The organism is Natronoarchaeum philippinense, from assembly GCF_900215575.1.
GTDB lineage: Archaea > Halobacteriota > Halobacteria > Halobacteriales > Natronoarchaeaceae > Natronoarchaeum > Natronoarchaeum philippinense.
Genome location: NZ_OBEJ01000003.1, coordinates 130,745 through 147,154, shown reverse-complemented (window position 1 = coordinate 147,154; position 16,410 = coordinate 130,745). Strand labels below are relative to the sequence as shown.

The 16,410-nt window shown below is 65.1% G+C and carries 11 protein-coding genes; 5 read left to right on the top strand and 6 right to left on the bottom strand.

Going from position 1 to position 16,410, the window contains the following annotated elements; translation table 11 throughout:
- The first annotated feature begins 1 nt into the window (after position 1).
- The 3 genes from CRO01_RS11575 to CRO01_RS11565 all read left to right on the top strand — a co-directional run bounded on the left by CRO01_RS11575 (position 2) and on the right by CRO01_RS11565 (position 4,045).
- Positions 2 to 1,858, top strand: a complete 1,857-nt coding sequence (locus CRO01_RS11575) for an ABC transporter permease (RefSeq protein ID WP_097009316.1) — start codon at positions 2 to 4, stop codon at positions 1,856 to 1,858.
- Positions 1,855 to 2,928: an ABC transporter ATP-binding protein gene (locus CRO01_RS11570; RefSeq protein ID WP_097009315.1), complete on the top strand. Its 1,074-nt coding sequence runs from the start codon at positions 1,855 to 1,857 to the stop codon at positions 2,926 to 2,928. The genes CRO01_RS11575 and CRO01_RS11570 overlap by 4 nt, the downstream gene beginning before the upstream one ends.
- A gap of 373 nt (positions 2,929 to 3,301) precedes the next feature.
- Entirely contained in the window at positions 3,302 to 4,045 is a 744-nt protein-coding gene (locus CRO01_RS11565; protein WP_097009653.1) for a bacteriorhodopsin, read from the top strand.
- A gap of 17 nt (positions 4,046 to 4,062) precedes the next feature.
- Here CRO01_RS11565 and CRO01_RS11560 read toward each other — a convergent pair whose 3' ends face one another.
- Positions 4,063 to 6,387, bottom strand: a complete 2,325-nt coding sequence (locus tag CRO01_RS11560) for an ATP-dependent DNA helicase (RefSeq protein WP_097009314.1) — start codon at positions 6,385 to 6,387, stop codon at positions 4,063 to 4,065.
- Between the two features lie 168 nt (positions 6,388 to 6,555).
- On the opposite strand from CRO01_RS11560, the gene CRO01_RS11555 reads away from it, so the two are divergent.
- Positions 6,556 to 6,798: a hypothetical protein gene (locus tag CRO01_RS11555; protein WP_097009313.1), complete on the top strand. Its 243-nt coding sequence runs from the start codon at positions 6,556 to 6,558 to the stop codon at positions 6,796 to 6,798.
- A gap of 44 nt (positions 6,799 to 6,842) precedes the next feature.
- Here CRO01_RS11555 and CRO01_RS11550 read toward each other — a convergent pair whose 3' ends face one another.
- Positions 6,843 to 7,004, bottom strand: coding sequence for a DUF1059 domain-containing protein (locus CRO01_RS11550; protein WP_097009312.1), 162 nt, complete (start codon positions 7,002 to 7,004; stop codon positions 6,843 to 6,845).
- Between the two features lie 128 nt (positions 7,005 to 7,132).
- Between CRO01_RS11550 and CRO01_RS11545 the strand changes: the two genes are divergently transcribed.
- Positions 7,133 to 7,687 carry a DUF1684 domain-containing protein gene (locus CRO01_RS11545; protein WP_097009311.1) on the top strand — a complete coding sequence of 185 codons (555 nt, stop codon included), beginning with the start codon at positions 7,133 to 7,135 and terminating at the stop codon, positions 7,685 to 7,687.
- A gap of 88 nt (positions 7,688 to 7,775) precedes the next feature.
- Here the strand turns inward: CRO01_RS11545 and CRO01_RS11540 are convergent, their stop codons facing one another.
- From CRO01_RS11540 to CRO01_RS11520, 4 genes are all read right to left on the bottom strand, one after another.
- On the bottom strand, positions 7,776 to 8,456 hold the full coding sequence (locus tag CRO01_RS11540) for a class I SAM-dependent methyltransferase (protein ID WP_097009310.1): 681 nt from the start codon (positions 8,454 to 8,456) through the stop codon (positions 7,776 to 7,778).
- A 105-nt stretch (positions 8,457 to 8,561) separates the two neighbouring features.
- On the bottom strand, positions 8,562 to 9,293 hold the full coding sequence (locus tag CRO01_RS11535; protein ID WP_097009309.1) for a hypothetical protein: 732 nt from the start codon (positions 9,291 to 9,293) through the stop codon (positions 8,562 to 8,564).
- A gap of 658 nt (positions 9,294 to 9,951) precedes the next feature.
- Entirely contained in the window at positions 9,952 to 10,659 is a 708-nt protein-coding gene (locus CRO01_RS11525) for a hypothetical protein (protein ID WP_097009307.1), read from the bottom strand.
- The gene (locus tag CRO01_RS11520) at positions 10,656 to 16,325 is read right to left on the bottom strand and encodes a VWA domain-containing protein (RefSeq protein ID WP_179747469.1); all 5,670 of its coding nucleotides are present in this window, start codon (positions 16,323 to 16,325) and stop codon (positions 10,656 to 10,658) included. Before CRO01_RS11520 ends, CRO01_RS11525 begins: the two co-directional genes overlap by 4 nt.
- Between the last annotated feature and the right edge of the window lie 85 nt (positions 16,326 to 16,410).

Here is a 16,410-nt window from a genome sequence, read left to right as displayed (position 1 = left end):
CATGGCGAGCGGCGGGAGTAACGCACGGTCGGACGCCACAGCCCGGGACGGCCTGCCTAGAGCACTCCGTCGGGCGCGTCAGTGGCTAGTACGGCATACGCTGGGGCTGGCCACCGGCGTCGCGGTCGTGGTGCTCGCGGTCGTGTTCGTGCTCCCCGCGGCGGTCGTGTTCGTCGAGGCGCTGGTGGTCGACGGCGCCCCGTCGGCGGCGCCGATCCGCGGCGTCCTCACGGACCCGTTCTACGTCGGGGCCCTCGCGGACGTGTTCGCCGAGCCGCTCGCTTTCGGCGAGCATCTGCGCGGGATAGCTAGCTGGGCCGAGCGCGGCTTCCCCGTCCCGACCTTCGGGCTGATCGGCTTCACAGCGTATCAGGCGCTGCTGTCGACGGTCGCCAGCGTCGCGCTCGGCCTGCCCGGCGCGTACGTCCTCGCGCGCTTCGAGTTCCCCGGTCGAGACGTGCTGCGCTCGCTGACGATTCTGCCGTTCGTGCTGCCCGGCATCATGGTCGCCGTCGGCTTCTTTGCGATGTTCAGCACCGCCGGGCCGTTCAACCAGTTGCTCGGCCTCGTCGGACTCGGCCCGGTCGATATCCTGTTCTCGCTGGAGGTGATCGTGCTCGCCCACGCGTTCTACAACGCGCCGCTGGTCGCCCGGCTGACGACCGCGGCGTGGGAGAGCGTCGACACTCGAACCGTGGAAACGGCCCGGAGCCTCGGCGCGAGCCGACGCCGCGCGTTCCTCGACGTGATCGTGCCCCAGCTCGCGCCAGCGGTGCTGGCCGGCGCCGTCCTCACATTCGTGTTCACGTTCCGAACCTTCCCGATCGTGCTCGCGCTCGGCGGGTTGGATCTGGCGACCGTCGAGGTGTGGATCTACAGCCGGATTCGCCAGCTCGATCTCGCGGGCGCGGCGGCGCTGGCGATCGTCGAGACGGGACTCTCGGTCGCTGTGCTGGCGATCTACCTCCGGTTCGAGGGACGGCGCTACGGCACCGGCCGGACGCCGGACCCGAGCGAGCGCACGCCGCTTGTTCCCTCGCTGCGGGCGCTCGTCCGTCCGAGCAGGCTTGCGATCCTCGCGTACGGGCTCGTCGTCGCGGTCGTGTTCGTCGGGCCGATCGCAAGCATGGTCCTCGAAAGCGTCACCGGCCCGAACGGGCTGACGCTTCGCCACTACGCGTTCTTGCTCGACCGGCAGGCCGAGGGCGCGGCGTTCCAAGTGAAGCCGTGGCCCGCGGTGCGCAACTCGCTGCTCTTTGCGGGCGCGACGCTCGCCGTCGCCGTGCCGACCGGCGTCGTCGTCGCGGTGCGGCGCGTCCGCGGCGGGCGCGGCGGCCTCGTGCTCGACGCCTTGGCGACGGCGCCGCTGGCGGTCAGCGGGATCGTGCTGGGCGTCGGGCTACTCCGAGGGCTCGTCTTCGGCGTCCCGCTGCCGGGCGACTACCGCCTCCGAGTCACCGGCGCCGCCGCAATCGTCGCCGCCCACGCCGCCGCGGCGTACCCCTTCGTCGTGCGCAACGCCGCGCCGGCGATCGGCGGCGTCGACCGATCGCTCGTCGAGTCGGCGCGAGCGCTGGGCGCCTCGCGGGCGCGAGCGCTGCTCGATGTCGAACTCCCACTCGCGGTGACCGGCGTCGTCGCCGGCGCCGCCTTCGCCGCCGCGATCAGCATCGGCGAGTTCAACTCGACGGTGATCCTCGCGGCCGGCGGCGACGCCTACACGATGCCGGTCGCCGTCGAACGCTACCTCGGTGATCGGACGCTCGGCCCCGCAACCGCGATGGGCACCGTCCTGCTCGCGGTGACGAGCGCCAGTTTCGTGGTGATCGAGCGCGTCGGCGGCGGTGAGTACCGATGAGCGACCTCGAACTGCGCGGCGTGACGAAGGCCTACGGCGGGACGACGGTGCTCGACACGGTCGATCTCACGGTCGAGGACGGCGAGTTCTTCACGCTCGTCGGCCCGTCTGGCTGTGGCAAAACGACGACGCTGCGGACGATCGCCGGCTTCGAGGAGCCCGACGCGGGCGAGGTCTTGATCGGTGATAAGTCGGCGGCGGGCGTCCGGCCGGAAGATCGGGATATCGGCGTCGTCTTCCAGAACTACGCGCTGTTTCCCCACATGAGCGTCGCCGAGAACGTCGCCTACGGACTGCGCTTTAGCGATCCGCCGGGCGGCGCGTCCCGCGACGAACGGGTCGCCGAGTTGCTCTCGCTGGTCGATCTGGAAGGGTTCGAGGACCGGGACCCCGACGAACTCTCGGGCGGCCAGCGCCAGCGTGTCGCACTGGCTCGCGCGCTGGCGCCGGGTCCCGATCTGCTCTTGCTCGACGAGCCGATGAGCGCGCTCGACGCGCGCCTCCGCAAGCGTCTCCGGCGACAGGTACAGGCGATCCAGTCCGATCTCGGCGTCACGACGATCTACGTCACCCACGACCAGTCCGAGGCGCTGGCGATCAGCGACCGATTGGCGGTGATGAACCGCGGACGCGTCGAGCAGGTCGGGACGCCGCGGGACGTGTACCGACGCCCCGAAACGCGCTTTGTCGCGGACTTTCTGGGCGACAACAACGTGTTCGAGGGAGCCATAACCGCGGCCGACAATGGACGGTCGACGCTCGACATCGACGGCCGCGAGTTCCGGATTCCCCGCGTCGACGCCGACCGCGCGACGGTCTGTGTCCGGCCCGAGGCGGTCCGACTGCTCGGCGACGGCGAGAGCGGTGTCGACGCCAATCGCTTGCGGACCGATGTCGTCACGACGGAGTTTCTCGGCGGCGCCGTCCGCGCCGGCCTCCGGTGGCGCGACCGAACGATCGTTGCGCACTTCGAGGACGCGCCCGACGCCGAGACCGTGACCGTCGCGTTCGATCCGGACGACGTGCACGTCGTCGGGTCGGGCGCCGAGGTCGGGGCTGTGACGAAGTAGTGAGAGAGCATCCCGGCGCCGTCGCCGTGATCTCCAGTTGAAACAAAGGGGTTCGGTATCGATCGCCGTCCGAGAAGATCACTCGGACGATCCGCAGTGGAATCCAACTCGGAAGTGAGCGTATAAAACAACACCGGTTCGGAGTATCGAGCAGATTCGATCGCGTTCGTTCACACTAGCCGGGGCAAACAATCGATACGACCGTTGTACGACCCGAGACAAACGGCTACGGCTGTCAGGTGCCCGGCAAGTAGTTGGCGAATATGGACTATTTCGGTCGGATTGAACTGACAGTGTGATCGCCCAACCAGTGTCTGCAGTCAGTCCGGCTCAGATCGACCCGCTGGTCGAAGAGACGCTGTCGAACCCGGTGATGGCCAGTTCGCTGTGGGTCATGATCGCGCTGATGGGTGTCGCAACGATACTGTTTGTCTACATGGGTCGCGCCGTCGACGACCCGCGCGTGAAAATGATCTACGTCGCCACGATCGGCATTCCAGCGGTGTCGCTGTCCAGTTACTTCGGGCTCGCAACCGGCCTCACGATCGGCGTCGTCGACATCGCGGGCCGGGGCGAGGTCGTCACCATGTGGGGCCGCTATCTCACGTGGACGTTCTCGACGCCGTTGATCCTGCTGGCGCTCGGCCTGCTCGTGGGCTCGGATCGCCCGACGCTATTCGCAGCGATTGCCTTCGATATCGGGATGTGTGTGACCGGACTAGCGGCCGCGCTGACCCGGCAGGCAATCTGGATGCGCTGGGTCTGGTTCGGCATCAGTTCGGCGTTCTTCCTCGTCGTGGTCTACGTCCTGCTCGTCGAGTGGCCGCGAGACGCCGCCGCGCAGGGTGAGGATGTCGTGGATCTGTTCGGACTGCTACGAACGCTGACCGTCGTGTTGTGGTTCGGCTACCCGATCGTGTGGGCGCTCGGCACCGAGGGGCTGGCGGTGATGGGAACCGGCGTCGGCGCGACGGCGATCACGTCGTGGGCCTACAGCCTGCTGGACGTCGGCGCGAAGTTCGTCTTCGCCGTCCTGTTGCTCAGATTCCTCGCCGACGAGCCCGCGTCGGTGACCGGACAACAGACCGCAAGGACAGGGTCACCGGCCGAGGACTGACCAGCGCAAATGAACGATCACTTGTCCGACCAGAACCGGTCTAATCCGAACGAGAGCATGTCCGGGCTCACAGGTTGAAACTCCTCGGCGGGGATGTACTCACGGACGCTGTCCCACGACTCGCGGGCGTACCGGGCGTCGACGAACACGCGGACGCCGACTTCATCGGGGCTACGGATTACCCGACCGATCGCCTGCCGGGCCTTGCGGACGGCGGGGACGGTCAGCGAGTACTCGAACCCATCGCCGAAGGCCTCGTCGTAGGCCGTCCGGATCGCCCGCGTTCGCGGGGACGTGGTGTCGACGATCGGGACGCCACAGATCACCGCCGCGGAAAGCCGGTCGCCGCGGTAGTCGACGCCCTCGGTGAGCGTTCCGCGTAGGCTCGTGACCAACACCTTCCCGTCGCCGGCGAAGAAGTCGCTCTTGAGATCCTCCGTCGCGTCGTCGCCGCTGGACTCGTCGATCAACACGGGCTTGTCGACGGCGTCGCGCAGTTGGTCGGCGGCCCACTCGGCCTCGCGGTAGCTCGGCATCCCGACGAGCACGTTGCCCGGGCTTTCGGCGACCTCCCGGATCGCGTCGGCGTAGGCCCGGCGTGTCGGATTCTCTTCGTGGGGCCCGCCCCGGTTGTCGTAGGTGAACTTCGGGGCGTCGACCGCGAAGCTCTCGCGGTTTGCCTCGGGGAACGTCAGGCCGTAGGTCCGGGTGACTACGGGTCGGTCCTCCTCGTGTTCGAGGTGGTCCAGTCCTGTGACTTCGGCGAACACGTCGAGCGGCTCCAGCGTTGCGCTCATCAGGACGCCGCCGCCAAAGTCAGCGAGGCGCTCGCCGATCACGTCGCCGGGCACGCAGTTGTGGATCGCCAGCCGGGCGTTGTACGCCCGGCGCCAGCTGTCGGGCGGCTCGGTGTCGTCCCACGTTCGGTCGAGTTCGATCTCTCGGAAGTGGCGTTCGTGATCGGCGCGGTACCAGCGGCCGAGCACGCGCCCGACGCCGGGGACGGCGCGCTGTTTCGCGTCGTCGTCGGCCTCGTCGAGGATGCGCTTGACGACGGCGCCGACCGTCTCGGCGCGACTCCACGCCCGGTCGTCGTAGCCCAAGCGCTCGGCCCACTCCGTGATCGCGTCGACCTCCGGCGTCTCGGGATCCCGCAGGGGAATTTCCTCGTCTGGAAGGCTGTTGAGGTCGCTCTTCCAGCCGCGGTGTTCGCGTTCGAGATGAGCGGTGACCCGGCGGTCGAGTTCCTCGCGGAGGTCCCGGATGAACGAGCGCAGCGTTTCGAGTTCGCGCTCGGCGACCTCGGCCTCTTCGAGTTCGGCCCGCACGAGGTCGGCGTCCGCACTGCTGGTCCCCTCCTTGCCGTCGAACTGCAGCGCCTGCAGAACTCGCGTCAGCTCGGATTCGGCGTCCCGCAGCGACCGATCGGCGGCGGTGTCGCTGACCAGATCGCGCACGCGAGGTTCGAGCATGTGGGCCTCGTCGCAGATCACGAACGTCGACTCGTCGAGCAAGGCGCCGGTAAACGAGCCGGTCGTCATCGGATCGAACGCGTGGTAGTAGTTGCCAAGTACGAGTTCGGCGTGGGGCAAGATTGCGCCCATCATCGAGTGCGGGCAAGTGCCAGCGCCGGCCGATCGACGAACCAGTTCGTCGGGGTCGATCAATCCGGCGTCGGTGAAATCGAAGGGGACGGCCTCGGCGGGATCGCCGTCGCCGTCCTCGGGCTTATCGTCGAGGTAGCGCGCGTAAAACGGGCAGTACTCGGCGTCTTCACGCGTCGGCATCCCCGTCGGATACGGCGTGGGCTCGCCGGCGGTTTCGAGGTAGTCGGCCCCGCCGTCGGCACCCGAATCGGCCAGTCCGATCTGCTGGCTCCGGGCGTCGTCGACGAGAGCGCCGGCGCTGGCGGGACCGTCACCGGTCAGCGCTCGCGTCGTGTCGCGCAGTTCCTCGCAGCGGTCGTAGACGTTCGTATCGTCGATGCCGGCCGCCTCCTCGCGGCTGTAGGGACACACGTCGGCTTTCCCGACCAGCGTCAGCGCCGAAAAGGGCCGCCAGTCCTCGGGCAACTCGTCGTTGATCCGCTCTACGTCGGCCTCGAACTGGCGGAGCTGTTGCTTGACGCTGGTCAGCGCCAGCACGCGCTCGAATCGGCTGTCGGGGTCGCGCACGAGATGCAGGCCGGCCGAGAGCGCCAGCATGGTCTTGCCGGTGCCACAGGCGCCCTCCAACGCGAGGAAGCCGCCGTCGCGCGCGGCGTCGATCGCCGTCTCGACGCCGTCGACCTGCTCCTCGTAGGGGGATTCGTGTCCGAACACGTCGCGCCAAGAGCCAGCCATCTACCCGTCTTTGGCCCGTCTCCCCGTTTAGGGTTGTCGGATGGCGAGGTCGACGGCGGCGTCTCGACGCCGTCACCGGAATGTCGCACAGACATCCCCACAGACGGATATATACGATTCTAGATCTATGAAAGTATTAAGTAGAAAAGCGGTTAAATTACAACCAATATGGGCGCGTATATCGGGGCTGTCGGGTTCGTGGTGCTGTTCGGACTCGTCTGGATACTGCTCCGGTACGAGTTCGAGATGCCCCGTCTCGTCGCGCTGACGTTCGGCGCGCTGGTCGTCGGCGTGGGGGTCATCGGCGCTGCGGTGGGCCAGCTCGCCGGGATTGGCTCCCTGTCGGGACTCTCCGGCGTCGCCGTCGGCGTGACGGTCACGCTACCGATGCTGCTGGCGTTGGTGAGCTGAAGCCGGATCTGCAGAACGAATCGACAGCAACGAAAAAGTGCGAGTCAGGTGGTGGACATCCGCTGGCGGATCTCGTCCTCGCTGACGTCCAGATCGGAGTGGTGTCGATCTCTGTGCTCCTCGACCATGTCGACGACCTCGTCTTCGTCCGGCGATCGGACCATGAAGTCACAGCCGTCGACGATACACTGGAACTCGTGTGCCATGGGTCTCTTGCCCGTCGCCGGGCGTTCGAAGCCACCACGACGCCGGTCTTAGTCGCCGGGTGCGACGAGAGCTGAGAACGGCTCGCCAGTTGCAAACGACCTATACCGGTCGAGCGGGTAGGACGCCCGTGACCGACGACGCCTTCGACGCCGACACGTGGCGCCGCGAACTGACCGCACAGCGCGAGGAGAAAGACGAGTTCTTCGCCGAGCATCGCCAGTCGCCGATCCCGCCCGAAGAACGCGATAGCTTCGACGGCCTCGAGTACTTCGATCCAGACCCCGAGTACCGCGTCGACGCCGACGTGACCGTCCACGACGACCCCGAGGGCGTCACGATGGACTCGACCGGCGGCGGCCCCGAAGTGCGCTACTTGCGCGAAGCGACGCTGACCTTCGAGATCCGCGGGACCGAGCAGACCCTCGGCGCGTACCGACAGGAGGGCGACGAGGCGTACTTTGTGCCGTTCCGCGACAAGACGACCGGCCAGCAGAGCTACCGGGAGGGACGATACATGGAGCTCCATGCCGACCGCGAGCTCTCGGACGGCGACGAGATCGTCGTGGATTTCAACTTGGCGTACTCGCCGTTTTGCGCGTTCAGCGAGACGTTCGCCTGCCCGCTCCCGCCCGAGGAGAACTGGCTCGACGTGGAGATCAAAGCGGGCGAGAAGGCACCCTGAGGGACGGCAGCTCGAAAGCGGCGTCCACACAGCGGCGTCGTGACGCCGACGAAGAGCTGAACTATGTGGTGTCGACGAGAACCCGGAGTTAGGGCTCGACGCCGACGGTCAGCAGCGTCCCGAACTCGCGGTAGCGCTCGACCATGTCCTCGCGCGTCTCCCAGTCTTCGGTGGGGAACTCGCTTGCCGGCGGAATCTCGATCTCGCGGTCCGGAATGTTGTCCTGCTCGGCGACGTGCAGCCCCACGTCGCGGAGCGCCTCGCGGTACTGCTCGGTGCTCCAGCGAGTCATCTCGATCTCGATAAACTCCTGCCACTCGTGGGAGTGGACGTTCTCCTCGTAGTAGTTCACGGCGCAGTAGAACGTCCCGCCGGGCCGGAGCACGCGCCGGATCTCGCGCAGCGTCTCGCGGGGATCGGCAGCGTAGTAGAACGCCTCCATCGAAAAGACGTGATCGACGCTGTTCTCGGCGAACGGCAGCGAGCCGAAGTCGCCGACGACGTAGCCCACCGATTCGTCGTCGGTGTAGGTGCGGGCGTTACGCGTCATCTCGGGCGAGCCATCGAGGCCGTAGGCCCGCCCGGCACCGGCGGCCTCGCGCAGCGCGCGGCCGGCGTAGCCGCTGCCACAGCCCAGATCGAGGACTACGTCGCCCGCCTCGACGGGCATCCGCGACAGGACGTGCTTGGCGGTGTGCCAGTGTCGATCCTCCATTCCACGGTCCCGCCCTTCGGCGGCCCACGCGTCGAACTCCTCGCGTACGCTCATGTGGGCGACGTGGAGGCCGCGGGTGAAAACCGATTCGGTGCATCGAGCAGCCAAAAAAGCGACGAGTGGAGGGGCACTCGCTGCGGGGATCAGCGCTGGACGCCGTTAGTTCAACCGGGCCGTGATCTCGTCGACGACGAGGTCTTTCTTCGCGGCGATGCCGCCGAGGCCGCCGAAGACGACGGGGTAGACGATCCCGGCGAACAGTGCGGCGTTGGTGATGCTAACGCCGACGTTGAGGCTGCTCGGCGGCTGGCCGTTACTGTACTGCTGGGCCAGCGGCTCGACGTTGCTGATGATCGTGCCGATGGCGCCACTGTTCGTGTACGTATGGGTCATCAGGAACGCCGCCACGACCGACAGGACGAGGTACGGGATGGCGACAGCGGCGACCGACAGGGCCAGATCAACGAGTTCGTCCGGATCCTCCCAAGACACGACGAGGTAGCCGGCACCGATTAGACCGAATGCCGGTGCGAACAGGAGCAGCATCTGAACCGGCCAGCCACCGATGAAGAAGTTCGTCCCGGACGTTCCCAGTCGTGGGAGCACCGACACCGCCGCAGTCTCGCCACCAGCCTGCACCGGAACGTTGTGGCTGGCGAAGAAGTACCAGCCCGAAACGACCCACCCGGACGGCCCGGCCGACGACGCACTGCCGAACGTCGTCAGGAACGTCACGACCTGATGGTAAAACAGGTACGCGAGCAGGAACGCGCCGGAGCCAGCGACCACACCCTCGCCGAGCGGGAGCTGGTCGACCAGACTCTCAGTTTGCTGTTGCGATACGACTTCTCGTGTTCCGTCTGCTGTGTTGGGTGCCTCCTCCTGAGACATATCAGATTCATATATACAAAGGATACATAAAACTTCTTTATTTCCGTTATCTCTTTCGTATAAACACCATCTAAATATAGTAAATATATCATGCTCGAGATGGAGATAGTGTCTGCTACTGTGTGCAGTGTAGTCTTGGACCGCTGCGACCGGACCTCAAATCGGGGAGCGATGGGACGCCGTTGATGGGGTACGATTCCCACCTCAATATATGTCAATCTGAAAACAAACTCGTAGAAACGGGCGATTCAGGGTAGCTTTGTTTTGGCAGAACAAGCCAGTACGGAAGTTACTCGCCGCACCGTAGAAATTCTCGGACTGCAAGCGCCGGAGCCGGTACGCCTGCCCCGCCGTGTCGGCGCGGCTCAACACCGGTTCCGCGGCGCCGTCGACCGTCAGCAGAATCCGCGCCGTCGCGCGGGCCTTGCCTGCTTGTTTGACGCTCTCGATCCGCGAGAGCGCTCGCACCGCACGCGTCTCTGAGAGCGTCGATCCGATGCGCTGGAGCTTTGAACACCCTATCGGTGTACGTGATGTAGTCGTAATCCTTACTCGCCATCGTTTACGTCCTCGTAGACCTATCGGATAGAGAATTCGACGCTGTCGACGACATCGCCGTCGTGGCCATCGAAAACAAAGTCAGCGATCAACTGATCAACTAATATATATTTTGAAGCTGCTCAACTGGCAGCCAGTCCGAGGCCCGGTTAATCTTCTGGACAGAGAGGGTTTGATCGATACGTTCTAGAAACGCGGCGAGGTTGCGAGCGTTTGCCTGCCCAAGCTCCGAGTCGTCGAACCAGATGTCGCTCACTGTTCGTACCATGACGCTCGTGACAAACTCGGACTTGATTTCAGACTTCCAGCTGTTTGGTCCGTGAAGTAGTTCCAGTTCGAGGGGATCACGGGCTGGCATCTGATCCGTGGACCGTTTCCTCCGGTATTCGACCGTGTGATTGTTCCGGTCGGCAACGACCGGTCCCTCCTCAAGTTCGACCAGTACCTTGGCACCGTTGAAGCTAATCAGGGGGAGCCACCGGGACGGACAATCGTTGATACGGGTCGCCGACAGAACGTCGTCGACACTGATTCCGCTCGAACTACGAAGTTCTCGGTGAGCCGTTTTGATTTTCGCGTCGTCGGACCTGCTCGCCGGGAGTTCGTGTCCGGGTGGGAAACACGGCACGTGAAACTCGATCTCCGTCGGCGTGAGGAACTCGCCGAACGTGTCGAAGAGTTGCTCGCAGAGCGCGGTCATCTCACGAGTCTGCTCTTCGCAGGTTTTGGCGTCAGATGGGACTACTAACGCCCAGTACATCGTTCCACGATCCGTGTGTACTGCGACGTGGTCGTAATCGTCGTTCATGAGTCTGGTTTTGCCGAAATCGTCAGTACTTCCACGCTGCTGTCGCCTCTGACTTGGAGCCGCACCTCCCTGAAATCATCGGCTGGTGGCGTCTCGATCAGCGACTGCAGTTCGCTTTGAGTTGAGTCGATATCCGTAGTGTGACGTTTTACCGGCACCTCTAGGATTGCTTGGTCAGCTGAGACATCTGGGGAATTGGAGTACTTTTTGTTCATCTCGCTTGATTGAGTCCTCCACCAGTTAAAATCGAGTTCCTGATCATCAGCAGGCGTCTTTACTTCTATGAATTCATTCCCGTTGTCTCTCTGGACACGAAGGTCGTAATCTCCGTTACCGGGTTCGACCTCCAAACCAGTCACATCGTCTATATTTTCATCATAACGGATGACGGTTTCGGCCTCGCCACGTTGCCCCCTGAAGTCCGAGAGTTTCGGGTCAGGATCGGCCAGTTCCTCGACGAGCCCTCGCTCGCCCGAGATAGTATCACTCTCACCGGCCTTGCGGACGTTCTCGACGTATCGATTGATATCACTCGGATCCGCATCGGATGTTGATCGGGCCAAATTCGATCGCCACTCGTCCCAGCTATCGAAGTCGCTGTAACCGTCGGTGTTCTCCATCTCGAAGAACTGACGAGTCGTCTGCGGGTTGTCGAATTGGCGGATGAGCTTAGGTCCATCGACGCCAGTATCGTCGACGAGCCGATACAGCGGGGATAGATCGTTCAGATCTGCGACGGCTCGCGCACCGTTTGCCCCGCCGTCCGCGACGGTCCTCATGAGCGCATCCGAATTGGGACCCTCTGCGCCATCGGTCCTCCGGATAATCCTGTCTAGATCGTCGCCGTCGATCTTGTCCTGTCTGTGAAGCCGCGTCAACTCGGAGTCCCACTGCTGCGTCAGGTCGGGGCCGTCACCGCCGTCCGGAACCGCGGTACGGCGAATACCGAGGAAATCGTCTAGCGTCTCTTGATCCATCGCATCGGCGAGATCAGCACCGTCGCTGTCGGTCCGCGCGAGGTAGCCACCCAACCGCGCTTGCTTGGTCTCCGACAACGCGTCAACGTCGGCGTCGATGCCGCGCTGCAACCGCCACAGCCGATACGCCTGCCCCGCCGTGTCCGCCCGGCTCAGTAGGGCTTCCGCGGCGTTGCCATCGACCGCCAACAAAATCCGCGCCGTCGCGCGGGCCGTGCCCGCTCCTTTGGCGCTGTCGATCCGCGAGAGCGCTCGCGCAGCGCCCGTGTCCGAGAGCCGCTTGGCGATGTCGCCGGCCGTGTCGGTCTGTTTGATCGCCGTCTTGGCGGCTTTTCCGACGCCGACGCTGATGACGAACTTCGCGAGGAAGCCGGCCGCGTACCCCTCGTACCAGCTCGCCTCGAACGCGGTGTGGAGGTGTTCCTCGTCGGGATCCGTCGGATCGTACGGATTGTTTTGTTCTTGTTTCTGCTGGAACTGCTGGACGTACCCGTCGATGATCGCCTGGACGTCGACATTACCCTCGGTCAGCAGCTTCAACAGCGCCTTGATCCCGTCGACGAACGCCGTGGGGTCCTCGATGAACGCCGAGAGGTCCTTCAGGAAGATTCCCATGCTCGCCGAGAAGCCCGAGACCTTCCCGAACTCATTGGCGACGCCGTAATCCAGCAGCGTTCCCGTGTAGAGGTCGCCCGCGATGTAGCTGTAGAAGTTCGCCCGCTCGACCCCCACGGCGCGCTTGCTGTTGTCGTTCTCGTCGGTCGCCCGCACGTAGATGGTCGTCCCCAGCGCGGCGTCGCCCGCCGCGCCCGTGACATCGCCCGCGGCGTCGCGGACCGAGCTTCCGAACGAGACGAACGTCGACTTAACCGAACTGGTGTCGACGCCCTCCGCGGAGACGAACTCGTCAGTGAACTCCAGTCTGTGTTCGACTTCGGTGGTGTCGCGGTAGCGACCGTATCCGGACCGGGAGTCGCTTTCACCGAACGAGACCTCGGCTTCGACGGTGCCGTCCTTGAGCAGCACCGCGCGGTCGACGCCGGCCTCGTCGCGGAACTCGGCCTCGACCCAGTAGGTCGTGTCGAGGCTCATCTCGGGGATCTCGTACCCGTAGGCCGTGACATCTATCTCCGGCGGGTTGGTGTCGTACAGCGTCGGATCGTTCCGCGTTTCGAGTTCGGTCCCGTCCTCGATACCGTCGCCGTCGGTGTCCCGTTCGGTCGGGTCCGTCGCCAATTCGCGTTCGCGCGCATCGTCAAGCCCATCGAGGTCGGAGTCGGGCCGCCACGGATCGGAGGTCACTTCGCGCGTCTCGTAGTTGGCTTCGAGTACCTCCGTGGACGGTTCGCCCTTCTCGAGCACGTTCGCGGTTGCCTGCTTGTCGGGCGTGTACGCGACCGTCGTCGGCGACCGCACCTCGGTGTAGTCGTCGACGCCGTCGGAGTCGGTGTGGACCTGCGTCGGATCGCTCACCGGCTCCAGATAGACCGCGCCGGAGAGGTTCTCGCGGTCGTACCCGGCCCGTTCGAGCGTCTCGACGAGCTGGTCGGCCCGGTAATCGGATTCGATCTCTTCGTCGGTTGCGGCGTCGCCGAGCTCCTCGCCGTCCGTGAGCCCGTCGCCGTCGGTGTCCGCGCTGTAGGGGTCCGTCGTGATCAGGCCGGTTTCGGGCGTCACGACGCCGCGGCGCTCGACGGCGTCGGGGATGCCGTCGCCGTCAGTGTCCTGCGCGCCGACGTCCTCGGAGACCCGCGAGAACACCTCGGGGAGGTCCGCCGCGTCGTCGACGTAGGTGTAGTTCCCGCCCGTGATGTCGGCGATGTCCGAGAGCTTGTTCCCGTTCGCGCCGCCGAAGCCGATCGTGTAGATGGTCGTCCCGCGCTCGGCGGCCGTCCGCGCCTCGGCGCGCCCGCCGCCGCCCTGGCCGTCGGTCAGCAGGATTGCGACCTGCGAGCGCGAGTCGTTGCTCGCCGCCGCGAAGTGCTGGTTGGCTTTCCGGACGCCGTCGCCGATGTCGGTGCCGCCGCTGGCGTCGAGCTGCTCGATCGAGAGGTTGACTTTCCCGAAGTCGGTCGTCAGCTCCTGGGCGACGTGCGCGTCGCCGTCGAAGTCAATGACGCCGGCCCGATCGTCCTCCACGAGCGCGCCGACGAACTCCTTGGCGGCCTGCTTGCGGAACTCCTGTGGGTCGTTCCAACTCATCGAGCCCGACGAGTCGATGATCATCGTGACGTCGATGGGCTGGAGTTCCGACTCCGCCGGAGCGTCGTCGGGGCGCTCGGCGACGAAGTTCGATGCCCAGTTTTTCACGTCGAAGACGACAAATCGGGAGAACTGGTCGGTCTCGCCGGTGACTGTGTTCGTCTCCGGATCGACGGTCGTGTTCAGCGGTTCGAACACCCCGACCGACTCGTTGTACCGGAACACGACCAGATCGGACTCGTTCGTGTCGTCGAGCCGCGACTCGTCGTAGGTGAACGAGACGTTCGCCGAGTCGAACGAGCGCTCCGATTCGAGGTTGACGAACTCGGTCACCTGCGCGTCCGCGATTTGTTCGCGGTCGAACCGTTCCTGCGAGCCGTTCTCGATCGTGACGCCGTCGGCGACGTCGCCGGCGCCCGTCAGCGAGACGTTCACGCCGATCGATTCGTTGGCCGTGTGCGTCGTGTACGAGGCGTTGCCGTCGACGACGCCGTCACCGTCCGAGTCGGGCGACAGCGGGTCGGTGCCGAGGCGCAGTTCCTCGCCGTCAGGGATGCCGTCGTCGTCCGTGTCGGGATCCTGCGGGTCGGTCCCGACCTCGAGTTCGCGCCCGTCGTCGAGATCGTCGCGGTCCGCGTCGGCCACGACGGGGTTCGTCCCGGCCGCGAACTCCTCGCGGTTCGTCAGGCCGTCCTCGTCGGCGTCCCACTCGCCGTCGGGGACGCCGTCGTCGTTCGTGTCTGCGCTCGTCTGGTCGAGCTGCGAGTACTGAATCTCGAACCGATCGGGGAGTCCGTCGTCGTCGCTGTCGGCGGCGAACGGATCGGAGCCGAACCGGCCCTCGTGGTAGTTAGTGACGTTGTCGGCGTCGAAGTCCTCAAGACCGTCGATGACGCCGTTATCGCCGACGTCGGCCTCGACTTTCGGCGAGTCGCTGTCGGGGTCCTGCGGATCGGTGCCGAGCACTTCGGTCTCGAACGTGTCCGGCAGCCCGTCTCCGTCGAACAGGACCGTGTCGGTGTTGCTCGGAGCGTTCCGATCGTCGTCACGTTCATCATCGTCGTCCCATTCGTGCTCCTCGTCGCCCTCATCGTCGTCACGCTCGCGGTCATCCCGATCGTCGTCCGACCCCCACGGATTTCCGTCCTCGCCGCGCCTGTCCGGCGGGCCCGCGTGATCCGGCGGACCGGCGTGGTCGGGCGGACCGGCACTCGCGGCCGCGATTGCGGTCGCGGACGGGCCAACGAGTGACGGCGGACCCGCGTGGCCGGACGGACCGGCGTGCGACGGCGGCCCGCGGCGCTCGTCGTCGCCATCCTCGTCGTCTGCGTCTTCATCTGCTTCGTCGTCGTTTTCTTCCCAATCTTCACGGTCTTCGTCGTCGCGGTCTTCGTCACCACGCTCTTCGTTCCAACGTTCGTCGTCACCGTCTTCGCCAGCTTCCTCCTCATCATCTTCTCCCCAATCCTCTCTATCCTCGGCGTCGTCATCGTCGTCACGCGCCGACTCGTCCTCCTCGACCGTGACGGTCACCGACGTGATCCGCTCTTCGAGCGTGACGTTCACCGCGAAGCTGGCGTTCGCGCGACTGCCAGTCGCGTCGAGCGGCGTCGTCACCGTCCGGTTGTCACCGACGGTGACCGTGGCGTTCGTCAGTTCGTGCGGCCGGACGTCGAAGACGGTCCCGCGGATCTGTCCCTCGATCGGTTCGCTACCGTTCCGCTGTGGATCGCCCCGAGTCGTGATCGTCACCTCGGGCTTGGTAGCGGCGTCGACCGCGTCGAGCGCTTTCGTCGCCTGCTGCCAGGCGATCCGGAACTGCTGGACCGCTTTCGCGCGGGCTTCCAGATCGTCCGAGTCAGCGGCGTTCAGTCGCTCCCGACCGCGCTCGTAGGCGCGTTCCGCGTTCCGGAGGTGTGCTTCCGAGCTTCGCTGGGTGCCGGTGTGAAGCTCCTCGCGGGTGTGGTCGAGCGCCCAGCGTGCGTCGGCAATGCGCTGTTTTGCGGTGCCGTTGTCGGCCGACGCGATCAGCTCGGCCGACAGTACTGTCAGCTCGTCGGTCCGTGCGTCGTCGCCGAGCGAGAGCGCTTCGATCGCAGCGCGATCCCGCTCGAACGCCCGAATATCGGAGACGCGGTCGGGGCCCGCGGCGTACTTGAGCGACTCGTTGAGATGTTCGAGCGACCGCCGATAGTCACCGTCGCCTGTCGAGTGCGAAAGGTTCGCAACGAGTAGTCTGGCCCACGTTCGCTGGAGTGTCGGGCTGTCGTTGAGTAACGTCTCGGCCCGTTCGCTCCCGAGAACGGACTCGGCGTACTCGCGGTCGTCAATGCCGGACGATGCAAACAGCCCGGCGTCCGAACGAGACATACCGGCCGCCATCACCGGTGACACAGTTCCGGCTACCAGAAGAATCGCAAGAACGATCGCTACCACTTCGTTGCACGCGACGGTGACCTTCCACCGGTCACCTATTCGTCTTTTCATTGAATTAGTAACCAAACATATCCTATATTAATCCTATGATATAGAGTATAATTTAGAGACAGGATAAGAAATTCGACTGTCAAAG

Excerpts from the sequence above, each read along its gene's own strand:
- CRO01_RS11575 (WP_097009316.1), top strand. The coding sequence starts at position 2 with ATGGCGAGCGGCGGGAGTAACGCACGGTCGGACGCCACAGCCCGGGAC.
- CRO01_RS11570 (WP_097009315.1), top strand. The coding sequence starts at position 1,855 with ATGAGCGACCTCGAACTGCGCGGCGTGACGAAGGCCTACGGCGGGACG.
- CRO01_RS11565 (WP_097009653.1), top strand. The coding sequence starts at position 3,302 with ATGGCCAGTTCGCTGTGGGTCATGATCGCGCTGATGGGTGTCGCAACG.
- CRO01_RS11560 (WP_097009314.1), bottom strand. The coding sequence starts at position 6,387 with ATGGCTGGCTCTTGGCGCGACGTGTTCGGACACGAATCCCCCTACGAG.
- CRO01_RS11555 (WP_097009313.1), top strand. The coding sequence starts at position 6,556 with ATGGGCGCGTATATCGGGGCTGTCGGGTTCGTGGTGCTGTTCGGACTC.
- CRO01_RS11550 (WP_097009312.1), bottom strand. The coding sequence starts at position 7,004 with ATGGCACACGAGTTCCAGTGTATCGTCGACGGCTGTGACTTCATGGTC.
- CRO01_RS11540 (WP_097009310.1), bottom strand. The coding sequence starts at position 8,456 with ATGAGCGTACGCGAGGAGTTCGACGCGTGGGCCGCCGAAGGGCGGGAC.
- CRO01_RS11535 (WP_097009309.1), bottom strand. The coding sequence starts at position 9,293 with ATGTCTCAGGAGGAGGCACCCAACACAGCAGACGGAACACGAGAAGTC.
- CRO01_RS11525 (WP_097009307.1), bottom strand. The coding sequence starts at position 10,659 with ATGAACGACGATTACGACCACGTCGCAGTACACACGGATCGTGGAACG.
- CRO01_RS11520 (WP_179747469.1), bottom strand. The coding sequence starts at position 16,325 with ATGAAAAGACGAATAGGTGACCGGTGGAAGGTCACCGTCGCGTGCAAC.